Consider the following 22,899-nt stretch of genomic DNA (forward strand, 5'->3'; position numbering starts at 1 on the left):
GGCCCGTAGCGGGTTGCGTTGGGATGAACCGACCGCTTCAGCATCTCGGCCACGGGGGTTGGCGGACAATGACGCTGACGCGACCTCGCTGGTAGGGCTAGCGGTAAATGCGGGTCCAGGTGGCCAGGGCTATACAGTCGGCGCAATGAACACCACTCGAACGCTTGACCCCTCCATGGGTGAGTTGCTGGTGCGCACCACGGCCGCGGGTCCGGCGGCGCGACTGGGTCACGACTTGACGATCGTCATGGACGAGTGGATCGCCGAGGTGTCCTGGGTCGGCGGACGTCCCACTGCGGTGAGTCTGACCGTTCAGGCAGCCTCACTGTCGGTCCTGCGTGGTGACGGGGGAGTGAAGTCACTGTCGGGAGCGGAGAAGGCGCTGGTGCGATCGAATGCGTTGCGAGCGCTCGACGTGAAGCGTCACCCCACGATCGGCTACCAGTGCGAGCAGATCGTGGCGACCGATGACGGCTACCGACTGGTGGGCTCGCTCGCCATCCACGGCAAGACTCACCCGCGCGCGATCGACCTTCAGGTGACCGACCTCGGCGACACGTGGCGCATGAGCTGTGACTCCGTCGTCCGCCAGTCCGAGTTCGGCGTCAAGCCGTATTCGCTGATGATGGGATCGCTGCGGGTGGCTGACGACGTGACGGTGTCGTTCACCGCGAGCCTGGCCAAGGACTGATGACGATCGACGGGAAGACGCTCGATCTCCGCGCGACGTTGCCGTTACGGCTGAGTTTCGGCAGTGTGGGGGGATGAGCGAAAACGCGAAGGTCACCGTTGAACGAACCATCGATGCGTCCGCGGCCGAGGTCTTCGACGTCATCTCCAATCCCGAGCGCCATCCGGCGCTCGACGGCTCGGGCTTCGTCCGCAGTGTCGATCACGCCGACCGGATCCAGGCGGTCGGCGAGGTGTTCACGATGAACATGCAGGGCGACCACATGGGCGGGGAGTACAAGACCGACAACCACGTGTCCGGTTACGTCAAGGACAAGCTGCTCGCCTGGAAGACGGCGCCCCAAGGCACCGAGCCTCCCGGATGGGAATGGCTGTGGGAGTTCGAGTCTCAGGGACCGAACCAGACGCTGGTACGCCACACCTACGACTGGTCGAAGGTCACCGACAAGAAGCTCCTCGAGAAGGTGTCGTTCCCGCTGGTCACCAAGGATCAACTGGACGACACACTGTCCCGGCTCGCCGCGGAGACCTCGTCCTGACCCGACGTCTGATCGGGGAGCGACCTATCCGTTGTCCCTCCAGGTGAGCACCTCCTTGAGAGACGACAGGTCGTAACCGTCGTCGGCGGTGAGTTCGGTCTGGAACAACGTGACTCCTGCCTCGCGGAAGGCGTCGGCGCTGTCGGCGTTCTCCCATAGCGTCGAGCGTTCGATGTCGGCGCCGTTGCGGCCGAACGACGCTGCCAACTCGTCGACGCGGTCGCTGGACCTGCGGAAGGCGTCGAGGTCGGTGAACGCGTGCCAGATGTCGGCGTGCCGGGCAACGGCGGGTAGCGAGCGCTTAGGTCCGGTGCCACCGATGAGGATCGGAAGCTTGCGCACGGGCGGCGGAATCAGTTTGGCGAGCCGGTTCTCGATGCGGATCAGGCTCTCGTCGAACAGGTCGAAGCGCGATCCGAAGGTGCCGAAGTCGTATCCGTAGGTGGTGTAGTCCTTTTCGTACCACCCGGCGCCGAGGCCGAGGATGAGCCGTCCGCCGCTGATGTGGTCGACGGTGCGCGCCATGTCGGCGAGCAAGTCCGCGTTGCGGTAGCCGACGCCGGTGACGAGGAGGCCGATTTCGGCCTGTGAGGTGATCTCGCCCCACGATGCCAGCGCGGTCCACCCCTCGAAGTTGGCGACGTCGGGCTGCTCGTCGAACATGATCGGCTTGCCGTCGGCGATTCCCTTCATCGCGGGGCGGTGAAAGTGGTCGTAGCCGAAGATCACGTCGACGCCGAGGTCGTCGGCGCCTAGGACGGCATCGCGCCAAGTGCGGTAGTCGGGCGTGCCGCCGGACTGGATCTGCACGGCGACGCGGACGGGACGAGTCATGGATGCTCCTGAGTCGGGGAAGGGCGACCCTTGAGCCAAGTTCACCGGGCACGGTGTTTATTCCGGATCCGTACGTCGACGCTCGCGCTCAGTTCAGAATTGCCCGCGCTGCGCGTTCTGCGATCAGCATGACCGGTGCGTTCGTGTTCCCTGACGTGATGGTGGGCATCGCCGACGCGTCGACCACTCGAAGTCCGGCGACGCGGTACACCCGACAATCGGTGTCGAGCACGGTCGCGGCTGAACGCGGCAGACCACGTGCATCGAACGCGCCCATCGCGCAGGTGCCCACCGGGTGAAAGATGGTCGTTCCCAGTTCGCGGGCCGCCTGCTCGAGGTCTTCGTCGCTCTCCAGTCGTGGGCCAGGCAGCACTTCTTCCGGGCGGTACCGAGCCAGCGGCTGCGCCGCCATGATCCGGCGCGTCATCCTCAATCCCCGCACCGCGATTCGACGATCGGCGTCAGTGGACAGGTAGTTGCAGGAGATCTTCGGGGAGGTCAACGGATCTGGGCCGGCTATGCGCACATGACCTCGCGAGGTCGGGCGGAGATTGCACACCGACGGAGTGATCGCTCCGAAGGGGTGCAGGGGCTCGCCGAACTTAGCCAACGACAACGGCTGCACGTGCCACTCCAAGTCGGGACTGCTCAACGCGGGATCGCTTCTGGCGAAGGCTCCCAGCGTGGAGGGCGGCATGGTCAGGGGGCCCGAGCGAAATAGCAGGTACTGAAGTCCCATGCCTGCACGGGTGATCCAGTTCCGATAGAGCGTGTTGACGGTCCGAGCGCCCCGCACCCGGTAGACCGTTCGCAGCTGCAGGTGGTCCTGGAGGTTCTCACCCACCCCCGGCAGATCGACGGCTACCGGCACCTGGTGCTGGGTGAGCAGCCCGGCCGGTCCGAGCCCCGAGGCTTGCATGAGCTGCGGCGACCCAATGGCTCCGGCGCTCAGGATCACCTCTCGGCGGGCCTGGACGTCGACGATCTGGCCGCCTCTGCGCAACCGCACGCCGGTGGCGCGGTGCTGAGCCGCCGTCCAGGCGCCGCGCCGCTGACCGTCGTGGACCTGGCCGTCCATCAGCAGGTGCAAGGCCTGGGTGTTGGTGTAGATGGTGAGATTCGGCCGTTGCGAGACGGGATGCAGAAAGGAATCGGCCATCGACCAGCGACGGCCGCGCCGCTGGTTGACGTGGAAGTACGCACTGCCGTCGTTGCTTCCGCGGTTGAACTCGTCTATCGGGGCAATGCCAAGCTCCGCAGCGGCGTCCTGCCAGGCGTCCAGGATCTTCCAGCGCACCCGGGGCCGCTCCACGGCGATCTCGCCACCGGCGCCGTGCCAGTCGTCGGCGCCGCCGAAGTAGTCTTCCAACTCCTTGTAGATCGCCAGGGTCTCGCCAACGGAGCCGTCGGCGCCACCCCACAGCCAGCGCTCGTCACCGGTGGCCCGAGCCCACAGCTCGTAATCGGAAGCCTGGCCACGCATGTGGATCATCGCGTTGATGGACGAGCTGCCGCCGATGACCCGGCCCCGCGCGTAGTGAATGCTGCGGCCGGCCAGTCCCGGGTCGGGTTCGGTCGCGAAACACCAGTCGGTGCGCGGGTTCGCGATGGTGTACAGGTAGCCCACCGGCACCTTGATCCAGAACCAGTCGTCCTTGCCGCCTGCCTCGACCAACAGCACACGGTGGTCGGGGTTGGCGCTGAGCCGGTTGGCAAGCAGGCATCCGGCACTGCCTGCTCCCACGATGACGAAGTCGAACTCGGCGGCGAAGCGCATCTTCCTCCAAGGCGTCGGTGCGGCAACCGACGATCGCACACAAGCGGGAGCAAGACTGTCGTTTCAGCGGTCAGTGAGTCTCGTTGGCATCACCGGGGTGGGGAACGTTGTCGTCATCGACGTAGGGCGCGTGCTCGGTGTCGGTCTGGTCGTGGTCGCGCGGGCCCTCGTTGGGTCCTTGGGACTCGACTGCGTCCGCTGCGTCACTGGGCATTGACATGGTCGGATTCTCCTTGGTCGTTCCGCGGGCTCGTCCCGCCGGAATGTTCGTCGGTGGCGGGTGCCCTCTTCGAGCCGATCCGAACCGCGCTCAGAGGGAGCGGCAGGTCCGGAGGTAACTGAGGAACGAAGCCTGCAGCCCAGTGACGTGCGTTTCGCGCAGGATATCGCTGGTGACCGATTCCCCGCGAGCCGTGAGGCGGTGAAGCACGGTGGCCGTCACCCATCCCGTCGACCTGCGCGAAGATCTGACTATCCTCGGCGATGACGCCGGGGCTCCCCGCGCCGATGCTCTCGAAGACACTGGCGCCGCTGAGCCAGGCGTAGAGGCCCGAAGAGTCCTCCGTACGGGTAGCCAAAGAGACCGTGACCGCTCGCAGCCGTACCGAAGTCACGTTCGATACGCGGGTGCAGCTCCGCGGTGAGGAATCCCAGGAAGGCATCGGCGTGGGTGTCGCGTAATTCGGCGAGGTAGGCGTCGGCTTCTTCGCGTGTCCTGGCGCCCGTTCGAAATCTCATTTCGACGGCATCGGTGAGTTCCTGGGCGACGGGTTCGCCGGGTGGCACGAAGTCCTTGTTGCGCAATCGATCCCAGTCCTGCGCCTCCGCGCCCGCGTAGCCGACGCTGACTTGGATGTAGGGCTGTATCCGCTGCATGGGGTCCATCTGCGTGACGATGAGCGGAGCCGTCATGCCCACGGCCCAGTTCCCGTCGAGCACGTACACGGCAGGCGCTCGGGTCGCGGTGCGGTCGTAGCCCGGGGGCGTGGTGACGCATGCGCGAAGGTAAGCGACGCTAGACGCCCGCGTTGCGAGCCGTTACGGCCGCAGCCGTCGCCTGAGCGGTGGACGGTTCGATGTGTGTCGCCACGGCATCGTCCTCGCCTTCGCTTGCCTGGGCCTGACCAGTGGACGCCGACAGATCCTTGGCTTTCTGCGCAGCCAAGACCTCGACCAGTAGGGCCTCGTCGTACTTCGCCTCAGCGGCTTGGCTTCGCTTGCGCGCCTCTTCTACCTCGCGTTGCGCCTTGCTCCGGGCCTTGCGCAGTGTTTCCCGCTGTTCCGCCGAAGCCTTGATCGCACGCTTGAGTTCGGCCTGCTGATCGATTGCGGCTTGCAGTGCAGCTTCGTCGGCGGTGCGCCGTTCGGCATTGTCCTCCAGCCGTTCCAACACGAGGGAAAGCTGGTTCTCGGCCCGGGTCGCCGCTTCTTCGGCGGCCTGCCAGTGGCCGCGAGGCTCATCCAAGGCGGTGTGATCGATTACCAAGTCGGCGTTGCTGTCGGCTGTCGTGGAGTCGGACTGTGAGCGTGCGTCTGCGGTTGTCATCATTTGGCTCTTCTCTTCGGAGTTCTCGCGCCGCGGGCGCGGAGTGTCGCGCGGCTGACTCGTCGATTGACGACGCCGGTGTCAGAGGGGTTCCCCCTATGCGCCATTGCAACCATGGGGAGTCTGGCAGTACCCCTACTGCTGGGATCTCCTTGGCGTCTGCAATACCGCCTACCTTGCTCTGAGAGGCACCGACGGGACGGCCTACGAGGAAGGCGGCACGTGATGAAAATCCAAAGCGCAACGCAATCAGAGCTTTTCGATCTCACCGGAAAGCGCGCCCTGGTCACCGGTGGCACCAGGGGCATCGGGATGATGATTGCGCGCGGACTGCTGCGGGCAGGCGCTCGCGTGGTCATCAGCGCACGCAACGCAGACGCGTGCGCTCAGGCGCAAGAAGAGCTGTCCGAGTACGGCGACGTCTGGGCGATCCCCGCCGATCTATCCCGCCCCGATGAGTGTGCACGCCTTGCTGACCTCGTCACGGCCGACTCCGGGACTCTCGACGTCTTGGTCAACAATGCGGGCGCGATGTGGGACGAGCCGTTGGAGACGTTCCCGGTCGCGGCCTGGGACACAGTCGTCGACCTCAACCTGAAGTCGCCGTTCTGGCTGGTACAGGCGCTCCTACCGGCACTTCGCACTGCCGGTACCGCCGACGACCCCGCGCGGGTCGTCAACATCGGCAGCATCGCGGCCATACACATCCCCGCGCGGCCCAACTACTCGTATTCCAGTAGCAAGGCGGCGCTGCATCAGCTGACCAGGGTGCTGGCGAAAGAACTGGGCCCGCAACACATCACCGTGAACGCGGTAGCGCCCGGTCCATTCCCGTCGACGATGATGGCTTCGACCCTCGACGAGTTCGGCGACGCGATCGCGGCGTCGGCCCCACTGCGCCGGATCGGCCGCGACGACGACATGGCAGGTGTCGCCGTGTTCCTCGCCAGCCGCGCAGGCGCTTACCTGACAGGCACCGTCATCCCCGTCGACGGAGGGATCGCGACGACTGCGTGAGTCCTTGGTTTGGGGGTATTGGCGGTACCTCCCTTCGTCTGCGCTGCGGGCCTACGGTGAGTGGATGGCTGCCACGCTTGATCTGCGCACCGAGATCCGAGAGTTCCTCAGGTCGCGCCGCGCCCGCGTAGCGCCTGAGATGGTTGGCCTGCCCGCCTACGGCAGTCGGCGTCGGGTCGAGGGACTGCGTCGCGAGGAGGTAGCGCTACTGGCTGGCGTCTCGGTCGAGTACTACGTGCGCATCGAGCGCGGCAACCTCAGCGGCACCTCGGAGGGCGTGCTCGACGCGCTGGCCACGGCGTTGCAGCTCAACGACGCGGAGCGCGATCACCTCGGGCATCTTGCACGCCGGTCCGCGCCTGGTGGTCGACGGCACTGTGAACCCACTACGACGGTGCGCCCCGGGCTGCAGGAGGTCCTCGACGCAATCACCGGTGCGCCGGCGTTGATCCGCAATGGGCGCCACGACCTGCTCGCCATGAATCACCTTGGTCGCGCGTTGTATTCACCATTGTTGGCCGACCGGCGAAGGCCCGCCAACACAGCGCGATTCGTGTACTTGCATCCCAGCGAGGCAGAGGCGTTCTTCGTCGACTACGACCATGCGGCGCGGAATGCGGCCGCGATGTTGCGCATGGAAGTGGGTCGCAATCCCCACGACCAGGAACTCCTCGCCTTGGTGGGTGAATTATCAGCGGGCAGTGCGCTATTCCGGCAGCAGTGGGCATCTCAGGACGTGCGGGTGCATGGACACGGAAGCAAGCGTGTGAACCACCCGGTAGTGGGCCTGCTCGACTTGAACTTCGAGTCCATGGATCTGCCCACCGACCCGGGCCTGCAGCTGAACCTCTACACCGTTACTGCGGGAGGGCCGGCCGCCGACAAGCTGGCCCTGTTGGCGTCGTGGGCCATCCAAGAGACGATGGCAGGCGGTCGAGCCGCAATTTGACCCACACCGACGGAGGACAGGAGAGTGGGGCCATGAGGACGATCGCATACCGCACCACGGCAGCCGTCGGCCTGGCCGTCACCTTGATCACCGTGGGCTGCAGCAATGGTGGGAACGTCGACGCGTCGGCGCCGCCGCAGGTCGGATTGATCGCCACGTCCGAGACCGACGCCCCGCCCAATGAAGTGACGCTCATCGGGGAGCGAGACGTCGAGGTGACCCTGACCGGTCCGATCGCCGCCAAGTACGCGTCGGCAACCGACTATCAACGGCAGGCTCTGGGCAAGCCGTTGACGGGTGACCGCAACGCGGGAGCACGGGAGAGCGGTGTGCTCTTTCAGCAGTTCCAAGGCGGCGTGATCACTGCGAAGAACGCCGACGCGAGCACTCCCGGATACATCACGTGGGGCAAGATCCGCGAGGCCTGGAATGTCCCGCGTGACCCCGAGGGCGTGCCTGCGGTCACCGGGGAAAACGGCTCAGTGGGACCGTTGGGCGCGCCGACCAGCGACGAGGACACCGCCGGGGATCTCCTCGTCACGACCTTCGATCACGGCAAGGTCGAGTACGACCCGAAGACGGACCAGGTCGAGGTGACGGTCGACGGCAAGGTCGTTCCCTCCGGACTCTGACGTTCGCGGCGCGGGCTCAATCGTGCCGATCCGCTACAGCAGGGTCGCGTAGATTCTCTGAGAGCAATCCGAGCACCCACCGCAGCATTCACCGAAGGCCATCATGTCCGACGAGCAGAACACAGACGTTCCACCGAATCACCTCTCCATCGATCCGCGAAGTGCCTTCTATAGCGAAGAAGCGCTTGAGCGCGGTGTGGGTATTCGCTTCAATGGTGCCGAGAAGACCAATGTCCACGAATACGACGTGGCCGAGGGCTGGGTGCGTGTTGAAGTCCCTACCGCGAAGGATCGCCGCGGAAATCCCATGGTGGTCAAGCTCAGTGGCACGGTTGAGCCCTTCTTCCGCTGAGCACGACACCTGACGCCCGGATACGCCCGACTAGGAGTTCTTGTCGGCGTTCGTGCGGGGGCCGGTGCGTATCCAGACCACTGCGAAGAACGCCAACGTCAGCGCGAGCGGGATGAGTCCAACGAACCAGCTCAGCGCTAGCGGCGGTCCTGGCTGTCGGAGCACGTCCACGGCCAGGTCGCCGGTGCCTTCGCCCTGCGGACCGTTGATCGTGAACCGTAGCGTCCACGTCCCCGAGGAGCCGAGCGACTCCACGTCGAGACCCCACACATCGCGGTTGCGGGGATGCCGGGATAGTCGGTCCACCTCCTCCCGGCCATCGGGAGCGATCGTGGTGATGGTGCCGGACTTGCCTGCGATTCCGCCGTCCGGTTCGAACGTGAAATCCAACGACTGCATGGCACGCAGCGGCCACACGGTGAACCCGACCGTCACCGGGTAGGGGCCCACCTGAACCTGCTCGGTGTGCACGACGTAGTCCAGCGGATCGGCGGCCGCGGCCGGTGCCGCACCGACCCACAGCGCGGCGACGGCGCACAGCATCACGACCATCGCGCGCAACTTGCTGAGGATGGTCATGCTGATGCACCCACCGAGGCTGTTCCAGATGCGCGCAATGCCCGGCCGAGTCGCCACGTCGCGCCGCCGAGCACCCCCGCGAGCAGCCCTCCGGCGAAGCACGTCAGCAGGATGCTGCCCGCCTGCCCGCCGCCGTCCTCACCACCCAGGTCGACGCCACCGGATCCCAATGAGCTGAGCAGCCAGATGATCGCGATCACGCCTGCCGCCCCGGAACCGGCCAGCAGCCAGGCGCTCGCGCCTCTCCAATGCAGTAAGAGTTCGACGACGACGCTGAATGCGAAGACGATGGCGGGGATCATGACCATGTCGATGGGGAAGCCCAACTCGACGAAGTCGCGAAGCGCCAGGTGCTGCAGGTCGGCGTACCAGCCGACCGCCCAGCTGGCGAACGACCAGGTCGCCAGGTTCAACACCAGTGTGACAAGACCGGTGCCGATGGCGCCGCCGCGTGGCACGACTTGAGATCCGAGCAGGACGCAAACGAGCGGAATGGCCAGCCAGGTCAGGGTGGGCCAGTCGATGGTCGTGCCGAGGTCGAGGTCGGCCAGCGCGCCGCTCTGGATCGACGCGTACTGCCCGAACGCGGCAATTGCGATCATGAACCCCCAACGGCCCCAGCGGTGTTCGCGGGCCGCTGCGAAGACGATCGCTGTGCCGATCATGGTGACGCAGATCGACGTCAGCCAACCCTGGTGCGGCGGCGACGCGACGGTCACGTCGAATCCGTACAGGCCGTGCCACCACTCGTCGTACAACCCATACAGCAGGAACGAGGCCGCGGCGATGCCGCCGACCAGATAGCCGATCGGCGCGGCGAATACGCCGAGCACCGTGAACGCACGACCGCCGACGGTCGGATCGAGATGCTGGCCATCGCGCTGTGCGGCGGTGGCCCGCAACACCATCACCAAACTGGTCAAGCCGGCGATCGCGCCGCCGGCGTAGATGAACAGGTGCGGCAGCGTGAAGAAGCTGTCCGGCCCGACGTCGAGGTGCCAGTCGATGTCCCAGGTCAACCCCGACAGCGAGATCAGGGTGCCGGCGAGCATGACGAACGCCGGTATCTTGCCGCGCGAATCCGCACTCGTCATGGTGGTGTGCCTTTCTAGCCGTTGGTGGTGACGCTCAGAACTGCTTCGTGCACTTGGCCACTGGCGGCGATGCGGACCGTGATGTCCCATTGACCGGCCATGGACAGATCCACGTCGGCGCGGTACTGGCCGTCACCTTGGGCCACCGCAGCCGCAGGTGTTGTGGCGTGGCCCATTTGGGGCATGGCAGGTTCGAAGGTGACTGAGTCCGGTGTGGGGGACCGGCCCCCGTTGCCAGTGATCTCGACGGTGACCGTGCTGATTCCGGCCTTCGGCGGCTCGCCGGTCAGCTGCACGCGGTACGGTCCTGCCGTCGCGGTGACCACTGTGTCGGCCATTGATTTCGGCCAGAGCACCCAAATTCCGGCGCCGACGATGGCGGCGGCGATCGTCGCGATGACGACGAGGCACTGGCGACTCACGGTTGACTGACCTCGACTTCGGTTGGAGCGGTGAGGATGGCGTAGTCGCGTTCGGTCTGCACCCAGATCTTGTAGCGGCCGGGCAGTGCGAACGAGTAGGTAAAATCGATCTCGGGTCCGTAACGGGCAACCGATTCGTCGGGCTGCCCGCCTGCCGCGCCGGGAGCGGGCGGCACCATGGCGTGCGCATGCGACCAGACCGGTGCTGTCAGCGCGTGTTTGCCGATGTCGGGGCCGGCGGGTAAGGGGCCGACGACCATCATGTGTCCGACCATCCCGAGCCACGGTTGCAGATCGGGGGTGTCCCCGAACTTGGCCCGGATGGTGCTCGGGCTGCCCGCCGGCGCGACCGTCGCGGTGATTTCGCCTTGCGAGGGTGGCGCCGCGGCCGGCGGTGCCGCAGGGGATTTCGCGTCGACCGAACCACGTAGCAGTTGCATCCCGCCACCTCGCCGGGCGATCTCGGCGGTCATCGCGTATGTCCCGCGTTCGGTGGTGTCGAACTTCGCCTCGAACCGTCCCGGCGCGACACGGACAGGATGCACGTGCGACATGGTGCCCGCAGGTGAGACGACGATGAGGTGGATCAGTGCGCCGTGGTGAATCAGCAGGTCGTCGGCGGGCCGCCCGGTGGAGGAGTCGGTGAGGTTCACCCGCAGCGTGGACTGGCCAGCGGACACCGCCATGTTCACCGGCGGTCGCGAATAGTCCACAGGATTCTGCGAATTGGCCGCAACACGCGCGTATGGGTCACGGATGTTCTCGGGGGTGGGGTCGATGTCGTGGCCAGGCTGGAGAGGCGGCGGGGAGTACGCCGACAGGGTCGCGCCGGTGACAGCCACCGTCAGAGCGACGATCATGCCGGTCGCCGGGACTAGCGCCATCCAGTTGCGACGCCCGCGCAACGCCGCCGCCAGCGACAGGATCAGCAGCGCGCCCGCGGCGAAGAAGCCGTAGTCACTGGCTTTCTTCCACGGCGGAATCACCTGCGCAGGAACTAGAAACGGGATCCGCGCTGCGGTGTGGCCGTCGTCGACGACCAGTTCCCACGGTCCGGCCCTGTCGATGTTCAGGGTCGTCGAATAGATGCCGGGCGTGCCGAGCGTCACCTGCCCGCTACTGGTAGTGGCTCCATCTGCCAACGCGGTGAGTTGCAGTGTGCCTAGAGCGTCGCCGCGATGCGTGACGACGTCCACGTGCAGAGGTCCGAGGACGGGACCGACTCGTCGGACCGTGACCGTCAATTCGCGACCGCCGAGCGATTGGGCGACGTGCACGTCTGCGTCCGAGCCGATGCCGTCGGCCCGTGCCGCAGGCAAGCCGACCAGTATCACGACCACCAACATGCCGCTCAAAAGCGTTAGCGTCACGGGAAGTAGCCCGCCACGTGGTCGCGCAGTGGTTGCGCAGCTCACCACGCCAACCAGTGTCACGACCACCAGCATGCCGCTGGGACGTACCGATGTCGCCGGGGTTATCCCGGACGTTGGTGGGGGATAACCTCCCCTTGGTCGCACAGACGACCAAGGGCTCCGCCCTTCGAACGCAGCGACCTGGCCGCCGTGCGGAATGGTCGGATCAGTGGGTGCCCTAGCCGTGATCCGGGCGTGCCGGGGGGCCGACTTGTGCCCCCTCTTTCCCATGATGCCGGGGCGACACTGGCGCCGACAGCCATGCATACAGAAGGACGAAGGAACATGACCACAGCGCGCGATGTCGACGTCCACCACGGTCGGGCCTGGGTCGACCCGGATGAGACGGTTCGCATCGGCTATACGGTTGTCACTCCACCTGAACCCACCAAGACCGTCGTGCTTCTCCACGGCGCCCCCCAAACGCGATACGAGTGGCGCAAGGTGATGATGCCGCTAGCTGCCGCCGGCTACCGGGTGATCATGCCCGATTATCGCGGCGCCGGCGCGTCGGACAAACCCCGTGACGGGTACGACAAGTGGACCATGGCCGGTGATGTTCACAGTCTCGTCCGCGAGACCCTAGGAGTGGCGGAGCCCATCTCGCTCGTCGGCCACGATCTCGGGTCGACACTGGCCCTGAGTTTCGCGCTGCGGTACCGCGATGAAATCGTGAGCGCCACCTTCATGGAGGCTCCGTTGCCGGGCACTGCCTACTACGAATGGCGCGTCGCTCAGAAGTCGGCGTGGCAGTTCTCCTTTCATGCCAACCCGGACATTGCGGTGTACCTCGTGCATGGACGTGAACGTTGGTACGTCAACCGCTTCTTCGACGAACTCACCTACCAACCGGATGCGATCTCCCATGACGATCTCGACGTCTACGCCCGCGCGTTCGAAGCCCCGGGAGCCATCCGCGCGATGTGCGAGGTCTACCGGGAACTCGACCGCGACGCCGACGACAATCGCACCGCGCTGCAACGACACGGCAAGCTCACCATCCCGGTGTTGGCTTCGGGAGGTGCGTCCGGGCCGCTCGCAAGCAATTTCCGGGCGATGTGCGAAGAGGTCGCCGAATCGGTGACGGATCACCTCGTCCCGGATTGCGGCCACTGGGTGGCTGAGGAGCGGCCAGATTACTTCACCAGAATGTTCTGCGAATTCGACGCGTTAGCCCGGGGAGAGGCCATGTAGCGCTGCCGGCACGGTCGAGAGGGGGTGTAGTGGCCCCCCTCAAGCCCATTGGATGGCACCTAACGTGGTCGTGGTGGCGCTGGTCGGCCCGGAGGCACGAGGGCGCCGTCGAACACATTGGAAACGCAGTGAAGTGGAGGCAGTGGCAATGGGAAGCGTGAATCGGCAGACGATCAGCATCGGTGGAAAGACTCTGTCGCGTTTGGGTTTCGGTTCGATGAGGTTCACCGGCCGCGGAATCTGGGGTGAGCCCCAGGACCGGGACGAATGCATCGCCGTTGCCCGTCGGGCGGTCGACCTCGGCGTGCAATTCATCGACACCGCCGACTCCTACGGCCCGCACGTCGCCGAAGAGATCTTGCACGAGGCCCTGCATCCGTACCCCGATGACGTCATCATCGCGACGAAGGCGGGCTTGACCCGAAACGGGCCCGACGTCATCGACACCGACTCCGGACCGAAACGCCTCGGCCCGGCGGCTTGGCCACCGGTCGGACGACCCGAATACTTGCGGCAGCAGGTACTGATGAGCATGCGCCGCTTGGAGGTCGACCAGATCGATCTCTTGCAGCTGCACCGTGTGGATCCGAAAGTGCCGCTGGCAGAACAAATTGGTGAACTCAAGGCGCTCCAGGATGAGGGCAAGATCCGCGAGATCGGCATGTCGCAATGCACGGTGGAACAGCTCGACGAGGCACGGCAGATCGCCGACATCGTCAGTGTCCAAAGCCGGTTCAACGTCATCGACCGGAGCGCCAACGACATGTTGGAGGTGTGCGAACGCGACGGGCTCGCGTTCATCCCATGGGCGCCGGTGGCGCAGGGTGGGCTCGCCGCGGCCCATCAATCCATCGCCGACGTCGCCCGGGCGCATCAGTGCACCGTGGGGCAGGTGGCGATCGCCTGGTTGTTGCATGTCTCACCGGCGATGCTTCCCATCCCTGGCACATCGCAACGCACGCACCTGGAGGAGAACATGGCTGCGGCCGACGTGCAGTTGACTCCGGAACAGATCGACGAACTCAGCTCGGCTGCCAGCCATCAGCCCGCGGCTACGCCGACGCGGTCACCGGAGTCAGCGATTCCAGCAGGGCGACGGCATCGGGAATAGGCCCGTTCTCGAGCGCACAGTAGACGAACAGCCGCTGGTCGGGCGCATCCGCGACCTCGAGCGCCTCGAAGTGCAGATGTAGCTCGCCGACTCGCGGATGATGGAACACCTTGTCCTCGCTGGTGCGCGGACGTACGTCGTGGGTCGCCCACAGTTCGGCGAAAACGGTACTGCGAGGGGAGATCTCATCGACCACCTCGGCGACGCGGTCGTCATTCGGGAATCGGGTCAGGCCTGAACGGAGGTTGCCGACGACCTGAGTGGCCACGTGCTGCCAATCCGCGTAGAAATCTCTGGCGGCAGGGTCGAGAAACACCATGCGGGCGAGGTTGTCGGTGTCGCCGAACCCGCTGTACATCGCACGACCAGCCGCATTGATTCCGAGGATGTTCAGACCAAGATCGACGACGAATGCCGGCACGCGCAAGCCGGAATCGAGGAGAAGCCGGACTCCCGCCGAGACCGTGGTCGCGTGAGCCGGCATCGCGAGGGGGAGGGGATGGACAATCGAGATGAGGTAGGCAGTCGCGTGCGCATCGAGTCGCAGCGCGCCTGCGAGCGCACGAAGCACTTGTAGCGACGGCCGTTGCTCACGCCCCTGTTCGAGCCGTCGGTAGTAGTCGGTGCTCAATCCGGCAAGGAGAGCCAACTCTTCTCGACGGAGGCCGCGAACCCGCCGACCGTCGCCAGGTACTAGCCCGACGGCCTGGGGCATCACCGCTTCACGCCTCGCTCGCAAGAACGAGGAGAGTTCCGTCGATCGATTCGCCATGGCCCAATGATCGACGGACATTGCTCCAGCTGCAAGACCGCACCCTGCTCAGTGGCTTCTTCGTCCGCCCCGCGCTCACTGATCGAGGCGGGTCGGTTTGCGAAATCGTGATTGGTAGGCGCCTGGACGGTATTCACTCGACGCCATGAGAAACATGATCATCGGTGTGATCGCAACGGGCTGCGCCGCCGTCAGCCTCGGCCTGGCGGCACCCGCCAACGCCGATCTCGCTCCAGGCAACTACCACTACCGCAGCATCATGGCCAACGGGGTCGTCACCGACAACCTGATACGGGTGACGAGTTGCGGCCCCGGCTGCATCTCGCTCTTCAACCTCACGTCGTACACCGACCAGGGTCGGGCGCACATTCAGGGCAACCAGTACGTGCTCGACCAGTTCAATCCCGGTGGCGCGTTCTGCCCCGACGGGCGTCCGGTCGACGTGATCACCCGCTCTACGTTCAACCTCGACGGTACGAACGGGCTCTTCACGCTCAACGGCCCGAATCCCTGCGGTACCAGCGGCCCGGTGGGCGAGACGCGGTTCACGTTGACTCCCGCGTGATCGACCGTACTGACGATCCAGCAGTGTCAACTCAGCGTTACATGCAACATGGCTTCATGACGGTGAGGGAAAGGGTCGGCGAGTACCGACGACGGATGCGTGAGCGTGGCCTCCGGCCGCTGCAAGTCTGGGTGCCCGACGTGCGGACCGCGACCTTCGCGGCCGAGGCGCACAGGCAGGCCTCACTGGTCGCGAGCGCGGAAGACAACAGCGACGACCAAGCCTTCGTCGAGGCGATCTCGGAACGGTGGGACGAGGAGTGATTCGAGGGGAGATCTGGACCGTGGCCGGAGGCGTTTCCTCTGCGAAGCCGCGCCCGACGGTAATCGTTCAGGATGACCTCTTCGACGTCACGAGTTCGGTCGCCGTAGCTCCAATGACAAGCACGCTGTTGGACGCTCCGTTGATGCGCATTCGCATTGGCGGCGGAGATGGGCGTATCTCTGGTCTCGACCACGATAGCGACGTGATGATCGACAAGCTCACGACGGTCAGAAGGCCGAACGTCCATGCCCGGGTTGGCCGACTGACAGCCGAGCAACTCGTTGAGATCGAGCGGGCAATGATGGCATTCTTCGGCCTCGCTCGGTGAAGTGAAACCTGTTGATCCGCAGTTCCATGGCGATGGCCACTCGGACGGTTCCCTTATTCGTCCGATGGCGACGGCGACGGTTTCTAGTAACCCGCCATATTCGATTCGGTCGTATTCCTCCCGATCCGGGGTGCGGATCGGTCGAGATGTGGCAGGGGAGAGGTGTCGGGGCGAGTGGCGCCCGGCTCATCGGTACCGCGCCACGAGCGCGCCGCCGATCGAAGCGAGACGGTCGCCCACACCCTGCGGGCCGGTGACTTGAGGCGACGACGCCTAGCGTGAATTTTCACCTTTGGTAATTGATCGGTCTGTTCTTGTTGGGGTGTGTGATTTCCGGCCGGTTTGGTGCAGGACCCGGGTATGGAGTTCGCGCGACTGATCGTCCTGATCGCCGTTGTCACCGCGGTTGCCGCCTGCGGAGCTCACGGCGGAGCTACTCCGACCACTGTCGAGCCCCAGCCCTCTAGCGGCGAGACGGCGACGGCAAAACCGGGTGGCCCCACCCCGTCTGCCGAGGATGAGGAGAGGGCGGGGGATCCCGCCGACTACACAGTGTCGGATGCCGGCGTGTACTTCTTCACGCCGAGCCGGAACATCGCCTGCGGCCTGGCCCCCGGCATGACGGGCTGTCAGGTATTCATAGACGACCGCGATACCGCCGGGGGCGGACTGCGATTACGGCAGCATGTCACGCGACGAGCTCTCCAAGGGTTACTACGTCGACCAGGGCGAGATAATCACGCCGTCGTGCTTCAACCAGGGACTCTTCAACGCGTCTGCCGATCAGAAGGTGCTCGACTACGGACGCAGCCTCACCGCCGCGGGCACCGGGTGTGTTTCACGGGCTGACGGCGTCACTTGCGCCCGCGCCGAGCACGGGTTCTTCGTCTCGGCTCAGAGTTTCAAGCAGTGGTGACCAGCGCCGGCTACGCACGGTGTGCGTAGCTCCTCGATCTCTGAGCGCTGCGTGGTCACCGCATTGGACGAAAACGATTAGTAGACAATATGACACGGCGACGTTTACTGGTAACTCGCCATATTTGGTTCCGTCGTATTCCTACGTGGATCGAGCATCGAGGCGCGCGTGCCGGGAAGACTGGACCCCCGGTTTTCGTGGTGGCGACGTGTCATGAGAGATACCCGAGACGATCCGAATGCCCGTGTTCTGTTCGCTGGAGGGCCATGCTCGGACGTCGGCGGACGCCGCTGCCGGGATTTGCCGCAACTACAGACCGGTGACTGTCTTACAAAACGTCGTACACTGTAGCTATGGCTGACACGATTACCTTCCGGCCCGACGAAGACACATCGAAGGCGCTGGAAGTTTTGACCAAAGACGGTACGGCTGTGTCGGCGGCCGTTCGGTCGGCTCTTATCGATGCCGCACGACGGAAGGCTGGCGCGGCGATTCGTGCCGAGGCGGAACGGCTCGCCGAAGACGAGACTGACCGCGCTGAGGCCATGCAGGTGTTGCGCGACATGGAGACGCTGCGTGCGTGGTGAGGTCTTTCGGTTGCACGCCGCGAGGGGGAGTCGCGGTCATGAGCAGTCCGGTTCCCGATATGCCGTAGTCATTCAATCAGATCAACTGCCGCTGTCGACCTGGCTGGTTGCGCCGACATCCACGTCGGCTCGTGCTGCCAGCTTTCGACCCGAGGTCGAAGTCGGCGGCGTGAAGACCCGAGTGCTTGCTGAGCAGACCGCAGCCGTCGACCCGGGCCGGCTCGGCAACAGCGTCGGGTTCCTAAGCTTCGACGAATTGCGACGCGTTGATGCGGCCCTGCGTGTCGTGCTCGATCTATGAGCGCTGTGGCACCATCATCGCCACAACCGGAGGCGGCGAAAGCAGTTGGCAGGCGGTGCATTACGATGACCTCAAATTGACATAATGTGGCTTATCGGTACGAACCTGACGTGCGGCGAACGGTCGCGAGACCCGAAGGCTTGCGCAATGCGCTATCGCTGCAGCTGATGGCCGTTCCACACTTGCTGCGGCCGTGTCACCGAAGTCGACGTCTACATCCCGCCGAGCCTTCATCCATCGGTCGCCGGGTGGCGCCGGCGCCGCGCTTCGGCGCGTGCGTGATTTCGCCCGTACTGGCACGTGTCGGCTGACGACTGATCGCTTGCACGCTCACTGTCTCGGGCCCGTCAAGACTCAGACGCGACCGTACCCTCACCTGTCAATACGTCACAGTGACGTTTTGACAGGTTCGCGACGGGAGCTTCGAAGAGGCTGTCCAGCAGTGTCATTCGAACGCCTGTCGCGCCAGCACCGTCAGAATCTAGGGCGTATTCGGCGAACCCGGGAATGTCATGGACATGTCGCCACCCGGCGTCACGGGGTTCGGAATGTTCGCAGGGCCCCACTCCTCGGACGCCGTCTCATCGTTGGCCCAGGCGCCGCCAGCACACATGGGATGCCGCCAACCGAATGCTTCGCATCCCGGGTCGTCCGTGGCAGCGCTCGCCGGTACGGTTCCAGCCAGCGCCACGATCCCGAACGATCCGGATACGGCAGCCGCCAGTCCGATTGCCTTGAGCTGGCCCGTCGTCAAGATGCGCATTCGCCCTCCCCCTTTGCTATGAACATGGTTGCCTGCACGATAGCTGAGCTTGTCCCGTGACAAGCGATGAAGTCGGGATGCGCAGGCTTGCTGGCGGTCCAGACAGCTGCACACGATTCGTCACTGTGATGCTGTCATCCACGAAAGTGCCGTCATTACATCAGCGTTCGAGAGTTCCGGCGGATATCGTCAGTGATCACGAAATCCGACGATCTACTCAGGGCGGGTCAATCCAGAATTCGCCGGGCAACGTTCGTGGTGACCAAGTCGAGCAGCTCGTCGGCCCGGCCCGCCATGATCGTCCTTATCGCGTACAGCGAGAAGCCTTTCGCCTGTTCGGCGCTGATGGCCGGTGGAACTGACATCTCCTGGCGGGCAGTGACCACGTCGACGATGGCGGGCCCGTCGTGGGCGAAGGCCTCGCTCAGCGCCTCCTTCAATTCGCCGGGATGCTCGACGCGCCTGCCGAACGCCCCCAGCGCCCGGCCCACGGCGGCGAAGTCGGGGTTGGTGAGGTCCGTGCCGAAGTTCACGATGCCCGCTGCCTTCATCTCCAGCTCAACGAAGTTCAACGACGAGTTGTTGAACACGATCACCTTGACCGGCAGACGGTTCTGGATGAGCGTGATGAGTTCGCCGAACGCCATGGCGAGACCGCCGTCGCCGGCGAGGGCAATCACCTGACGATCCGGAAACGCGGTCTGAGCGCCGATCGCGTGGGGCAGCGCGCACGCCATGGTGCCGTGATTGAACGAGCCCACGAGCCGTCGCTTGCCGTTCATCTTCAGGTAACGCGCCGCCCACACGACGGGCGAGCCGACGTCGACGGTGAACACCGCGTCATCGGTCGCCAACTCATTGGCAAGTCCCGCAACGTACTCCGGTCGGATCGGCGTCTTGTCGCGATCGTTGACGGCCAGTCCGTCGAGCGACTTGCGCGTCTTGACGTAGTGCCGCAGCGACCGGTCGAGGTGCGTGCGGTCCTGCTTCTGGACCAGAAGCGGCTGCAGCGCGTCACACGTGTCGGCGACGGTGCCGACCAGGCCGAGGTCGATCGGCGTGCGACGGCCCAGGTTTCGCCCTCGGACGTCGACCTGCACGATCCGCGCGTCCTTCGGATAGAATTGCTGATAGGGAAAGTCCGTGCCGAGCATCAGCAGTGTGTCGGCCTCCTTGATGGCCTTGTATCCCGAGGCGAAGCCGAGCAATCCCGTCATGCCCACGTCGTACGGATTGTCGTACTCGATGAACTCCTTGCCGCGCAGTGCGTGCACGACCGGCGCGTTGAGCGTTCCCGCGAGCCGGACGAGTTCGTCGTGCGCGCCCTGCACTCCTGCGCCGCCGAGGATCGTGACGCGCTCCCCGTCGTTGAGGATTTGAGCGGCCTGCCGCAGCGAGACCTCGTCGGGTCGGATCACCGAACGGGTCGCCTCAATGGACTTTGCGAGCCAACCGGTTTCGCTACCGGGCGCGAGGAAGATCTCGCCGGGCACGACGACGACAGCCACGCCGTTCTCCTCGACGGCGGCCCGCATCGCCATCTCGAAGATGCGCGGGGCCATCTCGGGAGTGCTGACCAACTCGCAGTACACGCTGCACTCCCGGAAGAGTTCCTGCGGGTGGGTCTCCTGGAAGTACTCGGAGCCGATTTCGTTCCGCGGAATGTGCGCGGCGATGGCCAGTACCGGCACCCTGCTGCGCTGGGCGTCGAACAATCCGTTGACGAGGTGCAGGTTGCCCGGTCCGCAACTGCCCGCGCAGACGGCCAACCGGCCGGTCAGTGCGGCGTCGGCAGCCGCGGCGAAGGCGGCGGTCTCCTCGTGCCTGACGTGCTCCCACGTGACGACGCCGGACCGTCGGATGGCGTCGGTGAACCCGTTGAGGCTGTCGCCGGGCAGTCCGTAGACGCGTTGGACGCCGCTGCGCGCCAACGCCGAGATGAGTTGAGTGGCGATCGTCGCCATGGTGGTCTCCCTTGATGTTTCGGCGCGGCGAACCGCGTTCAGCGCGGATCAGCGCGCTCGGATGAACTTACGTCAGTCGGGGTGCTCCGGTCAGGATGGTCGAATCATCTCGAACATGGCGCCGGGGCTGATCTCGGCATAGCTCGCTGGTCCCCCGGCGCGCAGGATGGGGTGGGATCTGGCGGTGTCGTAGACACCGTCTGTCAGCAGGGCACGGTCGATGTGGACGGCGACCACTTCGCCCAGCACGAGCCAGGTGGCCACGGCCGTGCCGTCGGCCCGTTGAAGTTGGGCGATCTGCGTCAGTTTGCATTCGAAGTTGACCGGGCTCTCCAGGACGCGCGGCGTCGAGACGACCGTCGACGGCACCGGGGTCAGGCCGGCGTCATCGAACTCGTCTCGTTCTGCCGGCAAGGACGCAGCGGTCTCGTTCATCTGCGTCGCCAACGACCGGGTGGCAAGGTTCCACACGAACTCGCCGGTGGCGTCGATGTTGGCGACCGTGTCCTTCCACCCGATCGAGGAGAACCCGATGATCGGCGGGTGATAGTTGAATCCATTGAAGAAGCTGTAGGGGGCCAGGTTTCGTGCCCCGTGGCGATCCGCGCTGGAGATCCATCCGATCGGTCGCGGTCCGACGATGGCGTTGAACGGGTCGTGCGGCAGTCCGGTGCCCTCGGCCGGCCGATAGAAGTGGGCGTCGCTCCCGGCCATCTCAGATCGCACCTACTGCCGGAGGCGGTGTGGCGGCGCTCATGAGGTGAACCCCCAGCGATCCCAGTTGTCGAGCACCTTCTGCTTGACGGGTGCCGGATAGTTTTCGTCGAAGGACATCACCCGCTTCTCGGGCCGCCCGACCCGGTCGGCGTTCTCCAGGCAGGCGTAGATGACCAGCGAGGTCCCCTTGTCCTCGGAGAGTTCGCGGGTGGTGTGGTAGGACTCGATGCCGTCGCCGAAGGCGCGCAGTTCCGGGAACAGGTAGGTGGTGAACGTGGGGTGGTTGCGCGAGGCGAACGCCCACACGACCTGTTTCACGTCGGAAGGGTCGATGTCTTCGTCGACCACGAGGATCTTGGTGACGGTGTCGCCGACGTGGTCGGTCCAGAAGGTGTTGCCCAGGCGGTTCATGAAGTCGTCGAGCGTCCAACCGGTGCGGTCGTGCCAATCTTTCGGGACGCGAACCACGAACCACAGGATGGCGGCCTCGAACAGATACATGCCGTCGATGATGGGCAGACCGGCCTTCTGCAGGGTGACCACGGAGTCTGACGAGATGAAGAACCCCATGGTGACGTGACAGTTGTCGATCGGCACTCCGGGGATCGACATCGGCAGTATCGGCTGGTCGCGGAACGTCACGCAGGTGACCTTCTGCCGGGGGAAGATCGTGGTCTCGTCGGGTAGGTAGCCGGGGTATTCGCCAAATGGTCCCTCGGGTTCCTGGGTGCCGTATTCGATCACTCCCTCGATCACGATCTCGGCGTCTGCGGGGACGAGTATGTCGTTTGTCTCGCACTTCACCATGTCGAGCGGTGCGCCGAGAAGTGCGCTGGCCATGTCGTATTCGTCGACCCACGCCGGGATGCGGGAGGCGGCCTGGGTCGAGGCGACCGGGCTCACGCCGAGTGCGCACGCCCACGGCATGTCCTTGCCCTCGTCGCGCCACATCTTCCAGATCATGCCGTTGTGCTGCTTGGGCCACCATTGGCCCGTCATGGTCTGGGCGTCGAGGATCATCGCGCGGTTGGTGGACCAGTTGGTCCATTTTCCGTCCGGCGTCTGGGCGATGTTGAGGCCCGCGGTCTGCAGGTACCGGCCGCCGTCGCCGTCGTGGGCCAGTGGCGCAGGAATCTTGTTGAGGTCGATCTGATCGCCGGTCCACTTGTTCTGCTTGCACGGCGCCTGGGAGGCGTCGACCACGTTGGGCGGGTAGGAGCGACCGTTCTCCTTGGCCGCGATGTAGGCGGCTTGGATCTCCATCAGGGGTGTCTCGGGGGGCAGTCCGAGCATGGCGGAGAGTCGGCGCCATGGTTGGGTGGGGTGACCACTCTTGCCCATGCCCCAGTCGGCGGCGCGAAATCCGGGCGCAGCATCCTTGACGTTGTTGAAAACGGGTATTGGCGCGCATGTTTCGGCCGCGTGGCGGAAGATCGCGCCCATTTCGAGGTTCCAGTCGACTTCGTCGTCGATCTCGACGAGTTCGCCCATGTCCTTCATCAGGGCCAGGTACTCGCGGTAGCTTCGGGGAATTTCGTTGCGGTCGATGCGTGCGGACATGTGGTGTGCGCTCC

General features: G+C 65.1%; 27 protein-coding genes and 1 pseudogene. 14 read left to right on the forward strand and 14 right to left on the reverse strand.

What is annotated here, in order from left to right; genetic code table 11:
* Positions 1-145 precede the first annotated feature (145 nt).
* Positions 146-691, forward strand: coding sequence for a YceI family protein (locus tag LOK44_RS02005; RefSeq protein WP_237568335.1), 546 nt, complete (start codon positions 146-148; stop codon positions 689-691).
* A gap of 73 nt (positions 692-764) precedes the next feature.
* Positions 765-1,229, forward strand: a complete 465-nt coding sequence (locus LOK44_RS02010; protein WP_237568336.1) for an SRPBCC family protein — start codon at positions 765-767, stop codon at positions 1,227-1,229.
* A 24-nt stretch (positions 1,230-1,253) separates the two neighbouring features.
* On the opposite strand, the gene LOK44_RS02015 is transcribed toward LOK44_RS02010, so the two are convergent.
* The 5 genes from LOK44_RS02015 to LOK44_RS02035 form a co-directional block, all read right to left on the reverse strand.
* Complete coding sequence (locus LOK44_RS02015; RefSeq protein ID WP_237568338.1) at positions 1,254-2,063, reverse strand: LLM class F420-dependent oxidoreductase; 810 nt, start codon at positions 2,061-2,063, stop codon at positions 1,254-1,256.
* An 88-nt stretch (positions 2,064-2,151) separates the two neighbouring features.
* Complete coding sequence (locus LOK44_RS02020) at positions 2,152-3,840, reverse strand: GMC family oxidoreductase (RefSeq protein WP_237568339.1); 1,689 nt, start codon at positions 3,838-3,840, stop codon at positions 2,152-2,154.
* Between the two features lie 70 nt (positions 3,841-3,910).
* Positions 3,911-4,060, reverse strand: coding sequence for a hypothetical protein (locus LOK44_RS02025; RefSeq protein ID WP_237568341.1), 150 nt, complete (start codon positions 4,058-4,060; stop codon positions 3,911-3,913).
* Between the two features lie 251 nt (positions 4,061-4,311).
* A complete protein-coding gene (locus LOK44_RS02030) occupies positions 4,312-4,752 on the reverse strand; it encodes an alpha/beta hydrolase (RefSeq protein WP_237568343.1) in 441 nt (146 codons plus the stop codon).
* Positions 4,753-4,855: 103 nt separating this feature from the next.
* Complete coding sequence (locus tag LOK44_RS02035) at positions 4,856-5,386, reverse strand: hypothetical protein (RefSeq protein ID WP_237568344.1); 531 nt, start codon at positions 5,384-5,386, stop codon at positions 4,856-4,858.
* A gap of 225 nt (positions 5,387-5,611) precedes the next feature.
* On the opposite strand from LOK44_RS02035, the gene LOK44_RS02040 reads away from it, so the two are divergent.
* From LOK44_RS02040 to LOK44_RS02055, 4 genes are all read left to right on the forward strand, one after another.
* A complete protein-coding gene (locus tag LOK44_RS02040; protein ID WP_237568346.1) occupies positions 5,612-6,403 on the forward strand; it encodes an SDR family oxidoreductase in 792 nt (263 codons plus the stop codon).
* Between the two features lie 64 nt (positions 6,404-6,467).
* Positions 6,468-7,352, forward strand: a complete 885-nt coding sequence (locus tag LOK44_RS02045; protein ID WP_237568347.1) for a helix-turn-helix transcriptional regulator — start codon at positions 6,468-6,470, stop codon at positions 7,350-7,352.
* Between the two features lie 32 nt (positions 7,353-7,384).
* Positions 7,385-7,984: an LGFP repeat-containing protein gene (locus LOK44_RS02050; RefSeq protein ID WP_237568349.1), complete on the forward strand. Its 600-nt coding sequence runs from the start codon at positions 7,385-7,387 to the stop codon at positions 7,982-7,984.
* A 103-nt stretch (positions 7,985-8,087) separates the two neighbouring features.
* Positions 8,088-8,336 (forward strand): DUF3297 family protein, encoded by a 249-nt coding sequence (locus LOK44_RS02055; RefSeq protein ID WP_237568350.1) that lies wholly within the window; start codon positions 8,088-8,090, stop codon positions 8,334-8,336.
* A 30-nt stretch (positions 8,337-8,366) separates the two neighbouring features.
* Here the strand turns inward: LOK44_RS02055 and LOK44_RS02060 are convergent, their stop codons facing one another.
* Genes LOK44_RS02060 through LOK44_RS02075 form a run of 4 tightly spaced genes read right to left on the reverse strand, consistent with a single transcriptional unit; the run spans position 8,367 to position 11,801 of the window.
* Complete coding sequence (locus LOK44_RS02060; RefSeq protein ID WP_237568352.1) at positions 8,367-8,915, reverse strand: hypothetical protein; 549 nt, start codon at positions 8,913-8,915, stop codon at positions 8,367-8,369.
* A complete protein-coding gene (locus LOK44_RS02065; protein ID WP_237568353.1) occupies positions 8,912-10,009 on the reverse strand; it encodes a hypothetical protein in 1,098 nt (365 codons plus the stop codon). The genes LOK44_RS02060 and LOK44_RS02065 overlap by 4 nt, the downstream gene beginning before the upstream one ends.
* Positions 10,010-10,023: 14 nt before the next feature.
* A complete protein-coding gene (locus LOK44_RS02070) occupies positions 10,024-10,431 on the reverse strand; it encodes a FixH family protein (protein WP_237568354.1) in 408 nt (135 codons plus the stop codon).
* On the reverse strand, positions 10,428-11,801 hold the full coding sequence (locus tag LOK44_RS02075; protein WP_237568355.1) for a DUF8832 domain-containing protein: 1,374 nt from the start codon (positions 11,799-11,801) through the stop codon (positions 10,428-10,430). Before LOK44_RS02075 ends, LOK44_RS02070 begins: the two co-directional genes overlap by 4 nt.
* Positions 11,802-12,128: 327 nt before the next feature.
* Between LOK44_RS02075 and LOK44_RS02080 the strand changes: the two genes are divergently transcribed.
* Complete coding sequence (locus LOK44_RS02080) at positions 12,129-13,037, forward strand: alpha/beta hydrolase (protein ID WP_237568356.1); 909 nt, start codon at positions 12,129-12,131, stop codon at positions 13,035-13,037.
* Positions 13,038-13,185: 148 nt separating this feature from the next.
* Positions 13,186-14,082, forward strand: a pseudogene (locus tag LOK44_RS02085) (aldo/keto reductase); the annotation flags it as partial.
* 7 nt (positions 14,083-14,089) lie between these two features.
* Here the strand turns inward: LOK44_RS02085 and LOK44_RS02090 are convergent.
* On the reverse strand, positions 14,090-14,941 hold the full coding sequence (locus LOK44_RS02090; RefSeq protein WP_308192695.1) for a helix-turn-helix domain-containing protein: 852 nt from the start codon (positions 14,939-14,941) through the stop codon (positions 14,090-14,092).
* Positions 14,942-15,065: 124 nt separating this feature from the next.
* On the opposite strand from LOK44_RS02090, the gene LOK44_RS02095 reads away from it, so the two are divergent.
* The 6 genes from LOK44_RS02095 to LOK44_RS02120 all read left to right on the forward strand — a co-directional run bounded on the left by LOK44_RS02095 (position 15,066) and on the right by LOK44_RS02120 (position 17,881).
* Entirely contained in the window at positions 15,066-15,485 is a 420-nt protein-coding gene (locus LOK44_RS02095; protein WP_237568359.1) for a hypothetical protein, read from the forward strand.
* Positions 15,486-15,541: 56 nt separating this feature from the next.
* Positions 15,542-15,748 carry an antitoxin MazE family protein gene (locus LOK44_RS02100; RefSeq protein ID WP_237568361.1) on the forward strand — a complete coding sequence of 69 codons (207 nt, stop codon included), beginning with the start codon at positions 15,542-15,544 and terminating at the stop codon, positions 15,746-15,748.
* Positions 15,745-16,077, forward strand: a complete 333-nt coding sequence (locus LOK44_RS02105) for a type II toxin-antitoxin system PemK/MazF family toxin (protein WP_308192696.1) — start codon at positions 15,745-15,747, stop codon at positions 16,075-16,077. Before LOK44_RS02100 ends, LOK44_RS02105 begins: the two co-directional genes overlap by 4 nt.
* Before the next feature lie 685 nt (positions 16,078-16,762).
* Complete coding sequence (locus LOK44_RS02110) at positions 16,763-16,993, forward strand: hypothetical protein (RefSeq protein WP_237568364.1); 231 nt, start codon at positions 16,763-16,765, stop codon at positions 16,991-16,993.
* Between the two features lie 353 nt (positions 16,994-17,346).
* A complete protein-coding gene (locus tag LOK44_RS02115) occupies positions 17,347-17,580 on the forward strand; it encodes a hypothetical protein (RefSeq protein WP_237568366.1) in 234 nt (77 codons plus the stop codon).
* Positions 17,570-17,881 (forward strand): type II toxin-antitoxin system PemK/MazF family toxin, encoded by a 312-nt coding sequence (locus tag LOK44_RS02120; RefSeq protein ID WP_237568367.1) that lies wholly within the window; start codon positions 17,570-17,572, stop codon positions 17,879-17,881. Before LOK44_RS02115 ends, LOK44_RS02120 begins: the two co-directional genes overlap by 11 nt.
* 481 nt (positions 17,882-18,362) lie before the next feature.
* On the opposite strand, the gene LOK44_RS02125 is transcribed toward LOK44_RS02120, so the two are convergent.
* From LOK44_RS02125 to LOK44_RS02140, 4 genes are all read right to left on the reverse strand, one after another.
* Positions 18,363-18,644: a hypothetical protein gene (locus tag LOK44_RS02125; RefSeq protein ID WP_237568369.1), complete on the reverse strand. Its 282-nt coding sequence runs from the start codon at positions 18,642-18,644 to the stop codon at positions 18,363-18,365.
* Between the two features lie 227 nt (positions 18,645-18,871).
* Positions 18,872-20,608, reverse strand: a complete 1,737-nt coding sequence (gene poxB / locus LOK44_RS02130; protein ID WP_237568373.1) for a ubiquinone-dependent pyruvate dehydrogenase — start codon at positions 20,606-20,608, stop codon at positions 18,872-18,874.
* Positions 20,609-20,698: 90 nt separating this feature from the next.
* The gene (locus tag LOK44_RS02135) at positions 20,699-21,322 is read right to left on the reverse strand and encodes a flavin reductase family protein (protein WP_237568375.1); all 624 of its coding nucleotides are present in this window, start codon (positions 21,320-21,322) and stop codon (positions 20,699-20,701) included.
* A 39-nt stretch (positions 21,323-21,361) separates the two neighbouring features.
* Positions 21,362-22,885, reverse strand: coding sequence for a UbiD family decarboxylase (locus LOK44_RS02140; protein ID WP_237568377.1), 1,524 nt, complete (start codon positions 22,883-22,885; stop codon positions 21,362-21,364).
* Positions 22,886-22,899: the final 14 nt, after the last annotated feature.

This window comes from Mycolicibacterium lacusdiani (assembly GCF_021916785.1).
Classification (GTDB): domain Bacteria; phylum Actinomycetota; class Actinomycetes; order Mycobacteriales; family Mycobacteriaceae; genus Mycobacterium; species Mycobacterium lacusdiani.

Excerpts from the sequence above, each read along its gene's own strand:
- LOK44_RS02005 (WP_237568335.1), top strand. The coding sequence starts at position 146 with ATGAACACCACTCGAACGCTTGACCCCTCCATGGGTGAGTTGCTGGTG.
- LOK44_RS02010 (WP_237568336.1), top strand. The coding sequence starts at position 765 with ATGAGCGAAAACGCGAAGGTCACCGTTGAACGAACCATCGATGCGTCC.
- LOK44_RS02015 (WP_237568338.1), bottom strand. The coding sequence starts at position 2,063 with ATGACTCGTCCCGTCCGCGTCGCCGTGCAGATCCAGTCCGGCGGCACG.
- LOK44_RS02020 (WP_237568339.1), bottom strand. The coding sequence starts at position 3,840 with ATGCGCTTCGCCGCCGAGTTCGACTTCGTCATCGTGGGAGCAGGCAGT.
- LOK44_RS02025 (WP_237568341.1), bottom strand. The coding sequence starts at position 4,060 with ATGTCAATGCCCAGTGACGCAGCGGACGCAGTCGAGTCCCAAGGACCC.
- LOK44_RS02030 (WP_237568343.1), bottom strand. The coding sequence starts at position 4,752 with ATGACGGCTCCGCTCATCGTCACGCAGATGGACCCCATGCAGCGGATA.
- LOK44_RS02035 (WP_237568344.1), bottom strand. The coding sequence starts at position 5,386 with ATGACAACCGCAGACGCACGCTCACAGTCCGACTCCACGACAGCCGAC.
- LOK44_RS02040 (WP_237568346.1), top strand. The coding sequence starts at position 5,612 with ATGAAAATCCAAAGCGCAACGCAATCAGAGCTTTTCGATCTCACCGGA.
- LOK44_RS02045 (WP_237568347.1), top strand. The coding sequence starts at position 6,468 with ATGGCTGCCACGCTTGATCTGCGCACCGAGATCCGAGAGTTCCTCAGG.
- LOK44_RS02050 (WP_237568349.1), top strand. The coding sequence starts at position 7,385 with ATGAGGACGATCGCATACCGCACCACGGCAGCCGTCGGCCTGGCCGTC.
- LOK44_RS02055 (WP_237568350.1), top strand. The coding sequence starts at position 8,088 with ATGTCCGACGAGCAGAACACAGACGTTCCACCGAATCACCTCTCCATC.
- LOK44_RS02060 (WP_237568352.1), bottom strand. The coding sequence starts at position 8,915 with ATGACCATCCTCAGCAAGTTGCGCGCGATGGTCGTGATGCTGTGCGCC.
- LOK44_RS02065 (WP_237568353.1), bottom strand. The coding sequence starts at position 10,009 with ATGACGAGTGCGGATTCGCGCGGCAAGATACCGGCGTTCGTCATGCTC.
- LOK44_RS02080 (WP_237568356.1), top strand. The coding sequence starts at position 12,129 with ATGACCACAGCGCGCGATGTCGACGTCCACCACGGTCGGGCCTGGGTC.
- LOK44_RS02090 (WP_308192695.1), bottom strand. The coding sequence starts at position 14,941 with ATGTCCGTCGATCATTGGGCCATGGCGAATCGATCGACGGAACTCTCC.
- LOK44_RS02095 (WP_237568359.1), top strand. The coding sequence starts at position 15,066 with ATGAGAAACATGATCATCGGTGTGATCGCAACGGGCTGCGCCGCCGTC.
- LOK44_RS02100 (WP_237568361.1), top strand. The coding sequence starts at position 15,542 with ATGACGGTGAGGGAAAGGGTCGGCGAGTACCGACGACGGATGCGTGAG.
- LOK44_RS02110 (WP_237568364.1), top strand. The coding sequence starts at position 16,763 with ATGTCACGCGACGAGCTCTCCAAGGGTTACTACGTCGACCAGGGCGAG.
- LOK44_RS02115 (WP_237568366.1), top strand. The coding sequence starts at position 17,347 with ATGGCTGACACGATTACCTTCCGGCCCGACGAAGACACATCGAAGGCG.
- LOK44_RS02125 (WP_237568369.1), bottom strand. The coding sequence starts at position 18,644 with ATGCGCATCTTGACGACGGGCCAGCTCAAGGCAATCGGACTGGCGGCT.
- poxB (WP_237568373.1), bottom strand. The coding sequence starts at position 20,608 with ATGGCGACGATCGCCACTCAACTCATCTCGGCGTTGGCGCGCAGCGGC.
- LOK44_RS02135 (WP_237568375.1), bottom strand. The coding sequence starts at position 21,322 with ATGGCCGGGAGCGACGCCCACTTCTATCGGCCGGCCGAGGGCACCGGA.
- LOK44_RS02140 (WP_237568377.1), bottom strand. The coding sequence starts at position 22,885 with ATGTCCGCACGCATCGACCGCAACGAAATTCCCCGAAGCTACCGCGAG.